Raw genomic sequence first — 13,189 nt, 5'->3', positions numbered from 1 at the left:
ACTTTCCTGCGTCGCCCGTTCGCCGGCGACGATAGTTATTATAACTCATGTTCTATGTAGTGTCAAGTCTTTTTTCAAGATTTTATGAATTTTCTTTTTCCATGTTGTCGAGCGCCTGTTCATAGAACGCTTGGTCCCAAACATGGGTCTTGGACAGCTCCTCTGCGGTCAGCATGAAAAACTGATCGGAAACATATTCGCCGCGGTCTGGCACAGGGTCGTCAAAAGTGCAGTCGATAAAATAGGTCTGTCCGTCCAGCCGCACCGCGTTCCAGCCATGGTTCATCTCCTCGGAAGCCACATAGATGGTTTTTATCCCTGCCGCTTCGCATAGCATTCCGTATGCGCGGCCGTAGCCCGCGCACACGGCCTGATGGTCCAGAAGCGCTCCATCCGCCGCGAAGGGCGCGGACGCGCCGTCTGGCACGGTCTGCGCCGCCGTATCGATGTCATAGCTGCACAAGCGCACCAGCGTATTATGTAACACGCGCAGCTTCTGCTCCTCGGTCATATCGTCCGTGATGCATTCTGCCGCGAGTGCCTGAGCATAAAGCTCCGCCTGCTCCTGCCGTGCCCGGCGGGATACCTCCACACGCAATTCCGTAGTCTGGTTTGGCCGCACAGTCGCATGCAGGGAAAACGCAAACGGATACCGCGCCTCCAGCGCACGATATACCTCGTCCGGGTCTACTTCCTCGGTGCGAAACAGCACACCGTCGCCATCCGCTCTCGCATCCTGCTCCAGCAGCGCGGCCGCCTGATATGGATTCTGCACATGCGGCGATACCACCCGCGGATACCACCATAACGCTGCTCCACCGGCCAGCAGCAAGACCAACCAGATTCCGGCCAGCCGCTTCATGCCTTCCCTCCTCACGAAAAAGCAAGCGGACGGTCAAGCCGTCCGCCCACATCGCTATCCACAATTACATCAGCTTCACAGTATAGTATACCGCTGTGATAAACAGATATGCCGCTGCAACACCCATTGCAATCAAAATATGCGCCGGTGCAAACAAGACCGCCGCCACCAGCACCGCCATCAGCACCGGTGTAATTGTCAGCATCGTATAGGCATTCCGGCTGAACTGTGTGCTGCCCTTTTTGCCGCGGGAAGCGGTCTTTCCGCTTTTCCTACGCAGCGTCGCAACGCAAATAAGCTGCACAATCGTCAGCACGACCGCCGCACCCAGCACTGCATAAGCCATCCAGCCATAGCTTGCGCTGTCCAGCGCACGGCGTATCAGCCACATCATGCCAACACCCACGCCGGTATCCACTGCAATCAGGAAAAATTCCCGTGCATAAGAATGATATACCAGATAATATACCGCAAGCACCGGCAATACCACATACAGCAGCTTAATCGGGCCGGTACCCAGATACATAATAGCAGCCATAGCCAGCACCAGCACAATGCTGGCAATCAACACGTTGCGTCCGCACAGGATACGGCGAGCAGTCGACCGCTTGCCGGAAATCTCACGCACCAGCAAAACAACACCGCAGATCGCACCCAAAACGCCAATTCCCAGCAGAATTTTGGAAACCAGCATACCGGTTGCCCAAGTATTACCGTAATCCAGCAGACGCTGTAAAATCATCAGCACCAGCACGCCCAACAGGCAGATGCTGAACACCGTCAGCACCTTATTGGTGGTATATTCTTCTTCACTGATTGGCTTTTTGCCCACATTGCTTTTAGCCAATGCCTACACTCCCTCTTTTTTGTTCTTACATATTTCCGCCTGCATACAGCACGGCGGCAAGCGCCACAATCGGCGCCGTTTCGCACCGCAAAATGCGTGTGCCCAGCGATACGCTTGTCAGGCCCGTTTTGGCTGCAAATGCAGCCTCCTCGGGCGCAAAACCGCCTTCCGGTCCAATCATCAGGGAAACCGTCTCGCCGACGCCATGCAACAAAGCGTCATGCAAGCCGGTCTGCCGTTCATTTTCATAAAAGAACAGCGCGGTTTGACTCTGCGCCGCCTGCACTGCTGCCTGCTCAAACGATACTACCGCACCGACCGCAGGCAAATACCCTCTGCCGCACTGTTTGGCGGCTTCCAACGCGATTTTCTGCCAGCGCTCCACTTTTTTCTCGGTTTTATCCGGCCGCGATACACAGTTTTTGGACAGATACGGCACGATTTCCCGCGCTCCAAGCTCCACTGCCTTCTGCACGATAAAATCCATTTTATCGCTTTTCGGCAGCGCCATAAACAGCGTCAATTGCTGCCGTGGTTCGGTTTCAGCCGGATGACTGTCTCGTACATGGCAAACAACCGCGTCCTTTTCGACCGTTTCAATCGAACAATCAAAATCCGTGCCCTTGCCGTTACACAGGGTCACCGACTCACCCGGACGCAGCCGCAGCACACGTCCCGCGTGGTGCGCATCCTCTCCGCGCAGCGTTAACACACCGTTTTCCGGCTGCTCGGATACAAAGAATCTCGGCATAACAATCAAGTAACCTTTCCTATTCTATCAAAAAAAATGCACTATTGCAAGTGAACATTCCGTGAATTACTTTTTTGCGGTAAAAGCGCTCCAATCTTCGCTTTGTTCATGCGACAAAACCGCAAAACCGTTTTGCTCCAGCGCTGCACGCACCTCTTCCGCGCGCTCGTTGAGAATACCCGAGCAAATCAGATGTCCGCCCGGCACCAGCTTGTCCGCAAACATCGGCGCCATGCCGATGATGACGTCAGCTACGATATTGGCCACAATGATATCATAGCCCGTACCGATTTCCTGCGCCAGCTGCGGATTGCGCAGCGCATCGCCGCACAGTCCTCTGCCGATGGAAACATGATTTTTCTCCGCGTTTTCCTGTGCGGTTTTCAGGCAGTTCTCATCGATATCCACCACGGTTTTGACATCTGCGCCCAGCATCGCCGCCGCAATGGCCAGAATACCCGACCCGGTGCCCATATCGAGCAGCGTATCGCCCGGATGGACAAGCTTTTCCAGCGCCGCCATGCAAAGCTGCGTGGTGTCGTGGCTGCCGGTGCCAAAGGAAGAGGCCGGGTCGATTTCCAGAATTTTCCTTCCCTGCGCATCGTCGACCGTCTCCCACGAGGGCTTAATCATAAAGGTTTCGCCTACTGGGAACGGCTTAAAATACTGCTTCCAGCCCCATTCCCAGTCCTCCTGACGGGTCAGAGCGGTTTCGGTACACAGACGGCCCCATGCATGCTCATCATCACGCGCCTTCAAGTTCTCCAGCGCGGCACAAATGGCGGCATATTGCTTTGCGCCGTCCTCATCGTCCGACAGGTAAATTTTCAGACAGGTTTCCTGTGCACGTTTCTCGCGCACCAGATCCTCATCCACATAGTCCCAGTAGATTTCGGTATCCTGCAAAAATTCTTCAAAATCCGCGGCGTCCTCCAGCACATAGCCTTCTACGCCGTTATCCTCCAAAAGCGCTTCGACCGGACCGATTCCGGCTGTGGTCGTGTAAATCGTGACTTCCTTCCAGTCCATTGCATTCCTCCGCATTTATTCCGCGCCGCGGCGCTCATTTCCTCCGGTCCAAGGTCTATAAACGAATCAAACCGTATTTTTGTTCCAGATAATGCACAACTTCTTCCGGCTGCTCCCACGTGCCGTCATAGAGTGCAAGCCCCGGATACACCCGCAGTCCCTGCTCAAGCAGCTCAGCCGACTCTGCGCACAGGCACAGCGGACGGGAAATCATATACCAATATTCCTCCAGCGCAATCACATCATCTTCGGTTTCGAGCACCAGCTTGAGCGCACCGGCATCATCCTCCGCCGCAATGAGCGCCTCCTCCAGCCGAGGCCCGCACTCAATCTCATCCGAAATATCAATCGTCGGATCAATGAAATGCACATTTTTGCCGTCCGGCGCCAGAATGAAATCATCATGGTCGCGCTCGACCACCGCGCCGCCCGTATGCGAATCAATCGCCGCAAGCAGCCGTGCAGTATCGTCATGCTCAGCCGGCAGAAAGATTTCCGTATTATACAGCGTGGTCTGCGCGCGCAGCCACGCGGAATGCACACATACACCGAGCGACAGACGGGCATACGGCGCCGTCATATCGAGCGCCTCCGTGATCGACTGCGGATCATGCGCGGTCAGAATGACCGTTGTCACTCCGATGCGCTGCAATACGCCCACGGCCGCACGTATATCCGTACCGTCGGACAGGCGGCCTTCGTCATCATCTACCAGCAGCTCCGCAATCACCGTGCGTCCGCACAAATCCCCCAGCGCCAGCACTGCCGCGCGCAGCGCCGCAAAGGTTTGTGCGCCGCGCAGACAGTAAAACGCCGCGTCATCATGCAGCAGCGGACGAAAAGCCTGCTTGCACTGCTTCATGTACACCATAGTGACCGGCCGTCCGCATTCTTCCGCATCCGGAACAGGCGGACAATCCAGCATCAACCCGACCGGCATGGGCGCAAGACTTTGCGCCCATACTGCACAGGTTTCTCCGTCCGGTGCAATCGCACCCGCAAAGCGCTCCGGCTGCTGCCGGCAGAGCGGCAAAGCCGCCGGATCGGTCAGCAGAATCTGCGGTTTATGTTCCATCGGGCATAAAGGAATATCCAATGTTGTTTTCCTCCCAAGAAGAATACCGTCCAGTTAGTTTTTCTTCCAACTGCCATCCGGCAGCGCGGTATATTGCTGCGGCTCCGCTGCCGCCAGCTTGCACATTTCCAACGCGGTGAGCAGCTGTTCATCCAGTTCGTAGGTCTGTCCGTCCAGCGCCTGCATCGCCGCATCCAGCGCCTGAAGCGTTTGGGACGAAGCATACAGTTCCGGTTCCATATCGTAGCTTGCAAGGAAGGACTGCACTGCACTGGCCACTTTACCGTCAAACGTGCTCGTGGCCTCGTCCAGCAGGCCCAGCAGAGCCAGCCGCTCGGTCATAGCGTAAACATTGTCCGACTGCGTACCGAAGCGCAGATTTTCCGTCGTATCGAGCGGCGTCAGCCTCTCAGCATTCACTGTCACCGTGCGGTTTTCAATCTGGATGTCCGGCGTCAGGCCGACGCCCTCCCAGCAGCCCTGTTTCGGCAATTCCAGTTCAAGCGTAGTGATCACCAGCTTGTCGCCATTGATTAAATCGAGATGATACTGTCCCTGACCCTTGCCGTAGGTCGTTTCGCCCACCAGCGTTGCTGCGCCGGTGTCCTGCAGACTACCTGCCAGCAGTTCCGCTGCCGAAGCTGTACCGCCGTCCACCAACACAACAATTTTGTTCAGCGGCAGACCGCCGCCAGTGGAATAATGCTCCTCCAGACCGCCCATATCCTCACGCCAGTGCACACCGGCCAGATACACATTTGCATTCTGCGTCATGGCATCTGCCATTTTCAGCGCAATATCGATTACGCCGCCGCCATTGCCGCGCAGGTCCAAAATGACCGCGCGCGTATTTTTTTCATCCAGTCCTTCCCATATTTCCGAAAAGGCATCCCAATCGTTCTGCGACCCTATTGCGCTGATCTTGATGTATTCTACACCGTCAGCCATGGTTTGACTGGATACATAAACCTGATTGACCTGCCGCCGCACACAGGTGACAGTCAGTTCACGACCCTGACGGCGCACCGTCACATTCACACTGCTGCCTTCTTTTCCGCGCAACAGCTCAGCCACCTCGGTATTGGTCATTTGCGTGGCATCCTTACCGTCCACCGCAATGATGAGGTCCCCGATCTGCAGACCTGCCTCTTCCGCTGCGGAGTAGCGCATCACTTCGCTGATCAGCACGCCGCCGGAGCCTTGCTGAATTCCCACGCCAATACCAACAAAGCCCTCCAGCGTAGAAAAGCCCTGCGAATATTCCTCGCTTGACAGATACATGGAGTGCGTATCGAGCAGCGACAGAATATCGTTGATAACGTTATACATCTCCTCCGGATGCTCCTGCAAGTACTTATTGATATAGTTTTGCAGCACATACGGGTTATCTTCCGCTTTCAAACCGAAACTGTCAATGAGCGACCAAACGCCGTCAAACCATGTTTCGCTCTGTCCATCCTGGGTGATTGCGCCAGCCGGTACAATCAGTGTTGCCGACAACGCCAGCGCCGCCAGCCTTTTTGCAATTTTTTTCATTGATTCTCTCCCTTGTCAGAGGGCAAAACACCGTTCCATATCTTTATATTACATGCTCTCCGGTGCGTCCACACCGATAAGTCCCAGTGCGTTGGCAATGGTCTGACGGGCGGCAAGGCACAGTGTCAAACGTGCTGCACACAGCTTTTCGTCGTCGCACTTGATGCGGCAGGCGTTATAGAAATGATGGAACTGCTGCGCCAGCGCCACGGCATACTTATTCAGCCGCGACGGATCGCGGCTGACCGCCGCCTGCACGATTTCCTCCGGGAACTGCGCAATCGTCTTGACGAGCTGACGCTCATCCGCGCCGGTCAGCACAGAGAGATCGACGCTTGCCGTATCCGGCATGGCCACGCCGTCCTCGGTACAGTTCTTGATAACCGAGCAGATACGCGCATGCGCATACTGCACATAATAAAGCGGGTTGTCCGAATCCTGCTTGACCGCAAGGTCGAGGTCAAACTCCATCTGCGTCTCCGCCGCGCGGGAATTGAAGAAGAAACGCGCCGCGTCGACCGGAATCTCGTCGAGCAGGTCGGTTAAGGTCAGGCTCTTGCCCGTGCGCTTAGACATACGGACGACTTCGCCGCCCTGCATCATGCGCACCAGCTGCATCAGCACGATTTCCAGACGGTGCGAGCCGTCCAGACCCAGCGCGTCAAGCGCGCACTGCAAACGCTTGACATGGCCGTGATGGTCCGCACCCCAGATATTGATGACGCGGTCAAAGCCGCGCTTTTCAAACTTGTTGCGGTGATAGGCGATATCCGCCGCAAAATAGGTGTAAAAACCATTGGCACGACGCAGCACGTCGTCCTTATCGCAGCCGAAATCCGTCGAACGCAGCCAAAGTGCGCCGTCCTCGGTTTCGTAGGTCGCGCCTTTTTCGGTTAAAAGGTCCATGGTTTCCTTGACGTAGCCGCTCTCGTGCAGCTCACTCTCGCGGAACCAGACGTCGTAATTGATTTTATAGCGCTTCAGATCGCGCTCCATGCGCGCAATGTTGGTCGGCAGGCCGTAGCCCTCGATGATGGCAAAACGCTCTTCCGGCGTTTTGTCCATCAGGCTGTCGCCGTACTGCTCGACAAGGTCGTGCGCCAGCGCTTTGATATCATCGCCCTGATACCACGAAGGGTCGAACTCGATGGCGTCCTCGCCACGAATTTCCTGAATATAGCGACCCTCGACCGAGTGAGCAAACTTATCGACCTGATTGCCCGCGTCATTGATATAGAACTCGCGCGTTACGTCGTTGCCCGACCAGTCCAGCACGGATGCAAGACAGTCGCCCAGCACGCCGCCGCGCGCGTTGCCCATATGCATCGGGCCGGTGGGGTTGGCGGACACGAACTCGACCATCACCTTCTCCGGCGTTTTGGTCTGGCTGCGGCCGTACTTATCGCCCATTTCAAACACACCGCGCACCGCTTTTTCATACCAGCTCTGCCCCAGCGTAAAATTCATAAAACCGGGACCTGCGATGTCCACCGTGTCGAAGCAGCTGTCCGACAAATCAAGGTTGTCCACGATTGCCTCCGCAATCTTGCGGGGCGCCATGCGCAGCGGCTTGGCACACTGCATGGCAAAGGTGGATGCCCAGTCGCCGTTGGAAGCGTCCTTCGGCGTCTCAACCGCAACGGGCGGAATATCGCCCTCGGGCAGCACACCCGCCGCCACCGCTTTATGATAAGCCGCCTCAACCACGCGGGTTGCTTCGGCGCGCGCAAATTCATATGCGTTCATCTGTTCACTCTCCGTTTATTTTTCTCAAACCTGTGCCGGCTGCGTGGATACCACCATTTCAAAATGGTGCTCGCCCATCAGCGAATGATCCACTTCCACCGTATAATCAATCACCAGCTCGCCGCCGTTTTCCCCCACGGTATTGCGCACACGCGAGGTGTGGGTGGAAACCGTCATTTCCGCGCCGATCGGCGTCTGATACAAACCAACATGCCGCTCATCCTCAGCAAACAGCATGTGCGAAGGGTAGGCGCCCGTGCGGATAAGCGCGACCGTTTTGCCATCCAGCTTGACCGTGGTCTTGGTGCCTTCCAGCCCGGTCAGCTCGCTCTCCTCATAGGCGATATAATATTTGCCGCCGCGCTCATACAGCGTTGCGGCGGTTACCAAGTTGATCCGCTCCTCGTCGCAGTCGGCAAACTGCTGTTTGGAGGAAATCGAAAGCCAAACGTCCTTTTTCATTGCTCGTTCTCCGTCCATGCCTTTATCAATAGCTTGAAATATCAACCAGACCCGCGCCCACTTCAATCTGCTCCTGCAAAAACAGGCCCGCAAGCTGGTCAAACCCGTCCGGGTCGTCCGAAACAAAATACCTTGTCTCACCCGGTCCCCCGGCGGGGTCAAACTGCGTCGAGGCGAGGTTTGCCGCCTCCGCACCCGAGTCGATGAGCGTCACATCGGGTCCCATAAAGTCCCCGATTACGTCCTCGAGCAGCGGATAGTGCGTGCAGCCCAAAATCAATGTGTCCACGCCCGCCTCTTTGAGCGGCGCGAGATACTCCGCCACGACCGTTTCAATCACCACGTCACCGCGCTGCACGCGGCCGTTCTCGACCAGCGGCACAAACAGCGGACAGGGCTGTGTATACAGCGTCAGGCTGCCATCCGCATGGTGCAGATAGCGCTCATACGCGCCCGACCGCACGGTCGCTGCCGTACCGATTACACCGACCTTGCCGTTTTGCGTCATTGTCATCGCACGGCGGCAGGCAGGCTCGACCGTACCGATAATCGGAATGTCATTTTCCCGGTCGAGCAGGTCGAGCGCAACCGACGACACCGTGTTGCATGCAATGATAATGGCTTTCAGGTCAAATTGCCGCAGAAACGCAACGTCCTGACGCGCATATTTAATGATAGTATCCCGTCCGCGCGTACCATAAGGCACGCGTCCGGTATCGCCAAAATAGATGATGTTCTCCTGCGGCATCAACGCGTGCAGACGCCGCACCGCCGTCAGACCGCCCAGACCGGAATCAAACACGCCAATCGCGCGATTATCCATGATGCTCCTCCAGCGCCAGCTCAATCAGACGGTCCAGCAGAGCAGGATAATGCAATCCCTCGTAGTCAAACAGCTTGGGATACATGCTGATAGAGGTAAAGCCCGGAATGGAGTTCAGCTCATTGAACACGACCTCGCCATCCTCATGGGTGACAAAGAAGTCCACGCGGGACAGGCCACGGCAGCCGAGCGCAGCATACACGCGCAGCGCATTCTGCCGCACGGTTTCCAGCTGCGTCTCGGTAATATGGGCCGGGATGTACAGTTTGGAGCTTTCATCCTTATACTTGGCGTCAAATGTATAAAACGCCTGTGTCGGCGCAATCTCGCCCACGGTAGAGGCCACCGGACACTGATTGCCCAGCACCGCGCATTCAACCTCATGCCCATCGATAAACTCCTCGACCAGCACCTTGCTGTCCAGCTTGAACGCCTCGGTCAGCCCCGCGGCAAGCTCAAGCATATCGCCCGCCTTGGCAACGCCGACCGACGAACCCTGCGAACAGGGCTTGACAAACACCGGGAACGAACCGAGCGCCTCAGCCGCCGCACGAACCACGCCTTCCGCGCCGCGCTCAAAATCCTGCCGCAGTGCAAGGAAATATCTTGCCTGCCGCACGCCGGCTGTCTCCACGATTGCCTTAGTGATGGATTTATCCATCGAATTGGCGCTTGCCGCCACGCCGCAGCCCACATACGGGATACCCGCCAGCTCCAGCAGGCCCTGCATCGTGCCGTCCTCGCCGCCGACACCGTGCAGCACTGGGAACACGCAGTCCAGACGTACCGTCTCCGCCTTGTCCTCATGCAGCAGCATCAGGCCATGTACGCCGCGGTCCGGCGAAAGGACCGCCGGCACCTTATCCGCCATGCGTTCCCACGAACCGTTTTCAATGCGGTCGGGATCACAGGTCGGGCAGTAAAACCACTTGCCCTCCTGCGTGATGCCGACCGCGTAGATCTCATATTTGTTTTTGTCCAAATTGCGCAGAATGGACGCAGCGGACAGGCACGAAATATCGTGCTCACTGGAAATGCCGCCAAATAATACAGCCAGTTTCATTTTCCTGTTTCGCCCCTTCTTGTTATTGCCTTCTACTTATACAGATAACATTATACGCTATTTGACACGCAAATACAATGCAGAACCGCGCTTTTCCGCGCACCATTTCTACAAAATTTACAATTCCTTCACACTATTTTTTTGAAATACCAGTTGACGGACTATATTATATATCATATAATATTATTGCAAACACAAAAAGAGAGGTGGTATTCCATGTCATACCCGATCGCCTCCTCCCTGCTCGACGGGATCGTGCTTGCAGTGGTCGAGCGGGAGAGCACCTATGGCTACCGCATCACACAGGATGTACAAAAAGTGTTGGAAATTTCCGAATCGACACTGTATCCGGTACTTCGCCGCCTGCAAAAGGACGGCTGCCTGACAACCTACGACGAGGCCTTTGCCGGACGCAACCGACGGTATTACAAAATTACCGAACACGGCCGCGCCCAGCTCCGGCAGCACCGTATCGACTGGCAAAATTACCGAAACGGCATCGACGCGATCTTTTTTGGAGGGGTTAGCCAATGAACAGAACTGAGTATATGGCGGCGCTTCGGCGTGCGCTTTCCGTCCTGCCCGAGGAGGAACGCGCCAGCGCCCTGCGCTATTATGAGGAATATTTTGACGACGCAGGACCGGAAAACGAAGAAAAAGTGATTGCCGATCTGGGCGCACCGGAAAAAGTAGCCGGACAAATCCTTGCGGATTATCGGGAAGTGACACCCGTGCAGTCCACATCGGACAATACAGCACCGCAGCAGAAAAAGCGCCGCTGGCACGGCATCAATCCATGGCTGCTGCTTGTGCTGGTGCTGCTGGCTATCCCGGTCGGTATCCCGCTCGCAGGCGTGTTAATCGGTCTCATTGCCACCCTGTTCGGCATTCTGCTGTCCATCGTGCTGGTGGCGCTGGTGTTTGTCGTAGTCGTTCCGCTCTGCCTGCTGGCGGCGGGTGTTATCCTGTGCGGCATCTCCTTTGTCCTGTGGAGCATGCCAGCCAGCGCGGTGATGACCCTCGGCTGTGGCCTTGCGCTGTTCGCACTGGGCGTTCTGCTGTCGCTTTTGATAATCAAGCTGTGTATTTTGTTTGTACCACCGCTGTTTCGCGCTCTCGTGGCCTTGCTTCGCTGGCCGATTGACAAGTGGCGCGGCCGCACACACAAAAACGGAGGTGAAACGAAATGAAAAAACTCATTCTCGCCTGCTGTACCATTCTGACTATAGGCGGTTGCCTGATGCTGGGCGGCTGGGCCGCCGGCGGGCAGCTGTACGGTTCCTATTATAATGGCGCACTGCATCCGGTCAGCGAAAGCATCCGCGATATTGCGTATGGCATGAAAAACCAGTGGCATTATCATTCGTGGGTGGATGAACATGGCTGGCACTCCGGCTGGTTTGACGACCATCTGGACGACTGGATTGATGATACCGTTGATCAGGCGGTCGATGGGGCGCTGGACAACTTTGACACCGACTGGGTAGATGACTGGCTGGACACGCGGCATGAAACGATTGCCAGCGGCATTGATATCCCCCGCAGCATGGATGTCATCTCTTCGCTGAACTTTGACTTTTCCGGCTTCTCGGATAACAACGGCACAATCAACATTGTCAGCGACACGGCGAGCTTTAATGTGTCCGGCGCAGACATCACCAGCAGCACGCTCGACGGCACCACCTGGTCGCTGTGTCTCACGCCCAGTGGGTCGGAGCAATGCGTCATCAATGTACCGTATACGATATCGTATTCCAACATTTTTCTGAACGTCGGGGATCAAACCGTCGATATCACCGGCTCCGGACCATTGGCCGCCGACAACCTGGAAATCCATATTGCAGACGGCACGCTGAACGCAGAAAAACTCTCCAGTGACAAATACAATATCACCGTGCAAAACGGCAAACTATACGCAGAGCAACTCAAAATCGGACAAATGAGCACCAGCGGCACACTGGATATCTCGCTCGGCGATGGCAGCATGACCGCGACCCTTGTCGGTGAATACCCGGATTCGTCTGCGCTCAGCTACCAGCTCGATTCGGACAGCGGTGCAATCCTGCTCAACGGGCACGCCATTTCCGGAAACGCCTCCGACGTTCACCATGCCTCGCAAAAAGGAAGCAGCAACGCCTGTCCGCTGCTGCGCGCGCAGGTCGGCAGCGGCACGCTCGATCTGCTTTTGGAAGATACCGGCCGGGCGCCCATAGGATTTTAGCTTAATCGTTTGCTTTATCCGCCTTCCCCTTGACGAACCCCCAAAAACAACGTATGATAGAAGAAAAGGAGTTTTTACTATGAATGGCAAGAAACTGTACCGCAGTGAATCCGACCGCATGCTGTGCGGCGTATGCGCGGGCATTGCCGAATATTTCGGTCTCGACTCGACGCTTATTCGCCTTGCCTGGGCTTTTCTCTGCTGTTTTGGCGGAACCGGCTTTTTAGCCTATATCCTTGCCGCCATCATCATCCCGACGCAGAGCACCGTCCAGTAAAACCCCTCCCCAACGAGAGGATGTGCCCCTTATGAGCGAAAACCAGAATCCGCTTGCTGAAGAACAGACCGAATCGGTGCAAACCGCTCCGGAAGCACCGGAAACGGAAGAATCCATCCTGTCTGCGGAAGCTGACAGCGATACAATTGTCGAAACGACCACCGACGGCGCCGAAGAAGAACCGGTCGAAGAAGAGGATATCGACCCCGCCGATGTGCGGATTTTCGGCATGCCGCGCGTGTGTTTCCACTATACCGCATTCGGTGTGGCGGTCGGCTACCTTGTCTCCGGCATTATCGGCATGGCAGGCTACACGCCGCCGAACGCCAACATCTGCGCTGTCGTATGCGCTGCAATTGGCTACTTTATCGGCAGTCGTCTGTATAAAAAGCGAAAAGCCGCCCGCGACGCCGCAAAGCAAAGTCCGGAAAGCGCAGAATAACAGACAAAAAAGCAGCGGATTATACATCCGCTGCTTTCTCTTTGGTGGTATACTA

General features: G+C 56.0%; 15 protein-coding genes. 5 read left to right on the top strand and 10 right to left on the bottom strand.

Features of this window, described 5'->3' with window-relative positions:
* Positions 1-82: 82 nt before the first annotated feature.
* The 10 genes from ACESSO_RS13080 to ACESSO_RS13035 form a co-directional block, all read right to left on the bottom strand.
* Entirely contained in the window at positions 83-862 is a 780-nt protein-coding gene (locus tag ACESSO_RS13080) for a hypothetical protein (RefSeq protein ID WP_373165946.1), read from the bottom strand.
* 64 nt (positions 863-926) lie between these two features.
* On the bottom strand, positions 927-1,709 hold the full coding sequence (locus ACESSO_RS13075) for a hypothetical protein (RefSeq protein ID WP_373165944.1): 783 nt from the start codon (positions 1,707-1,709) through the stop codon (positions 927-929).
* Between the two features lie 25 nt (positions 1,710-1,734).
* Positions 1,735-2,460: a 16S rRNA (uracil(1498)-N(3))-methyltransferase gene (locus ACESSO_RS13070; RefSeq protein ID WP_373165942.1), complete on the bottom strand. Its 726-nt coding sequence runs from the start codon at positions 2,458-2,460 to the stop codon at positions 1,735-1,737.
* Positions 2,461-2,526: 66 nt separating this feature from the next.
* On the bottom strand, positions 2,527-3,489 hold the full coding sequence (gene prmA / locus ACESSO_RS13065) for a 50S ribosomal protein L11 methyltransferase (RefSeq protein WP_373165940.1): 963 nt from the start codon (positions 3,487-3,489) through the stop codon (positions 2,527-2,529).
* A gap of 55 nt (positions 3,490-3,544) precedes the next feature.
* Positions 3,545-4,585 carry a hypothetical protein gene (locus tag ACESSO_RS13060; RefSeq protein WP_373165939.1) on the bottom strand — a complete coding sequence of 347 codons (1,041 nt, stop codon included), beginning with the start codon at positions 4,583-4,585 and terminating at the stop codon, positions 3,545-3,547.
* Positions 4,586-4,618: 33 nt separating this feature from the next.
* On the bottom strand, positions 4,619-6,100 hold the full coding sequence (locus tag ACESSO_RS13055) for a S41 family peptidase (protein ID WP_373165938.1): 1,482 nt from the start codon (positions 6,098-6,100) through the stop codon (positions 4,619-4,621).
* A 48-nt stretch (positions 6,101-6,148) separates the two neighbouring features.
* Entirely contained in the window at positions 6,149-7,846 is a 1,698-nt protein-coding gene (gene argS / locus ACESSO_RS13050) for an arginine--tRNA ligase (protein ID WP_373165936.1), read from the bottom strand.
* 24 nt (positions 7,847-7,870) lie between these two features.
* Complete coding sequence (locus ACESSO_RS13045) at positions 7,871-8,308, bottom strand: DUF1934 domain-containing protein (protein ID WP_373165934.1); 438 nt, start codon at positions 8,306-8,308, stop codon at positions 7,871-7,873.
* A gap of 25 nt (positions 8,309-8,333) precedes the next feature.
* On the bottom strand, positions 8,334-9,131 hold the full coding sequence (murI, locus tag ACESSO_RS13040) for a glutamate racemase (protein WP_373165933.1): 798 nt from the start codon (positions 9,129-9,131) through the stop codon (positions 8,334-8,336).
* A complete protein-coding gene (locus ACESSO_RS13035) occupies positions 9,124-10,194 on the bottom strand; it encodes a D-alanine--D-alanine ligase family protein (RefSeq protein ID WP_373165931.1) in 1,071 nt (356 codons plus the stop codon). The genes murI and ACESSO_RS13035 overlap by 8 nt, the downstream gene beginning before the upstream one ends.
* Before the next feature lie 216 nt (positions 10,195-10,410).
* On the opposite strand from ACESSO_RS13035, the gene ACESSO_RS13030 reads away from it, so the two are divergent.
* The 5 genes from ACESSO_RS13030 (at position 10,411) to ACESSO_RS13010 (ending at position 13,134) form a co-directional block, all read left to right on the top strand.
* On the top strand, positions 10,411-10,728 hold the full coding sequence (locus tag ACESSO_RS13030) for a PadR family transcriptional regulator (protein WP_373165929.1): 318 nt from the start codon (positions 10,411-10,413) through the stop codon (positions 10,726-10,728).
* Positions 10,725-11,384: a DUF1700 domain-containing protein gene (locus tag ACESSO_RS13025; RefSeq protein WP_373165928.1), complete on the top strand. Its 660-nt coding sequence runs from the start codon at positions 10,725-10,727 to the stop codon at positions 11,382-11,384. The genes ACESSO_RS13030 and ACESSO_RS13025 overlap by 4 nt, the downstream gene beginning before the upstream one ends.
* Positions 11,381-12,415 (top strand): hypothetical protein, encoded by a 1,035-nt coding sequence (locus ACESSO_RS13020; protein WP_373165926.1) that lies wholly within the window; start codon positions 11,381-11,383, stop codon positions 12,413-12,415. The genes ACESSO_RS13025 and ACESSO_RS13020 overlap by 4 nt, the downstream gene beginning before the upstream one ends.
* 79 nt (positions 12,416-12,494) lie before the next feature.
* Entirely contained in the window at positions 12,495-12,692 is a 198-nt protein-coding gene (locus ACESSO_RS13015) for a PspC domain-containing protein (RefSeq protein WP_373165923.1), read from the top strand.
* Positions 12,693-12,723: 31 nt separating this feature from the next.
* Complete coding sequence (locus ACESSO_RS13010; protein WP_373165920.1) at positions 12,724-13,134, top strand: hypothetical protein; 411 nt, start codon at positions 12,724-12,726, stop codon at positions 13,132-13,134.
* Positions 13,135-13,189: the final 55 nt, after the last annotated feature.

Source organism: Agathobaculum sp. Marseille-P7918 (assembly GCF_964248325.1).
Lineage (GTDB): Bacteria > Bacillota > Clostridia > Oscillospirales > Butyricicoccaceae > Agathobaculum.
Note: the sequence above shows the minus strand (reverse complement) of the source record. Positions and strands in the feature narration are given on the sequence as shown.

Excerpts from the sequence above, each read along its gene's own strand:
- ACESSO_RS13010 (WP_373165920.1), top strand. The coding sequence starts at position 12,724 with ATGAGCGAAAACCAGAATCCGCTTGCTGAAGAACAGACCGAATCGGTG.
- ACESSO_RS13020 (WP_373165926.1), top strand. The coding sequence starts at position 11,381 with ATGAAAAAACTCATTCTCGCCTGCTGTACCATTCTGACTATAGGCGGT.
- ACESSO_RS13035 (WP_373165931.1), bottom strand. The coding sequence starts at position 10,194 with ATGAAACTGGCTGTATTATTTGGCGGCATTTCCAGTGAGCACGATATT.
- ACESSO_RS13025 (WP_373165928.1), top strand. The coding sequence starts at position 10,725 with ATGAACAGAACTGAGTATATGGCGGCGCTTCGGCGTGCGCTTTCCGTC.
- ACESSO_RS13070 (WP_373165942.1), bottom strand. The coding sequence starts at position 2,460 with ATGCCGAGATTCTTTGTATCCGAGCAGCCGGAAAACGGTGTGTTAACG.
- ACESSO_RS13030 (WP_373165929.1), top strand. The coding sequence starts at position 10,411 with ATGTCATACCCGATCGCCTCCTCCCTGCTCGACGGGATCGTGCTTGCA.
- ACESSO_RS13015 (WP_373165923.1), top strand. The coding sequence starts at position 12,495 with ATGAATGGCAAGAAACTGTACCGCAGTGAATCCGACCGCATGCTGTGC.
- prmA (WP_373165940.1), bottom strand. The coding sequence starts at position 3,489 with ATGGACTGGAAGGAAGTCACGATTTACACGACCACAGCCGGAATCGGT.
- ACESSO_RS13055 (WP_373165938.1), bottom strand. The coding sequence starts at position 6,100 with ATGAAAAAAATTGCAAAAAGGCTGGCGGCGCTGGCGTTGTCGGCAACA.
- ACESSO_RS13045 (WP_373165934.1), bottom strand. The coding sequence starts at position 8,308 with ATGAAAAAGGACGTTTGGCTTTCGATTTCCTCCAAACAGCAGTTTGCC.
- ACESSO_RS13080 (WP_373165946.1), bottom strand. The coding sequence starts at position 862 with ATGAAGCGGCTGGCCGGAATCTGGTTGGTCTTGCTGCTGGCCGGTGGA.
- argS (WP_373165936.1), bottom strand. The coding sequence starts at position 7,846 with ATGAACGCATATGAATTTGCGCGCGCCGAAGCAACCCGCGTGGTTGAG.
- murI (WP_373165933.1), bottom strand. The coding sequence starts at position 9,131 with ATGGATAATCGCGCGATTGGCGTGTTTGATTCCGGTCTGGGCGGTCTG.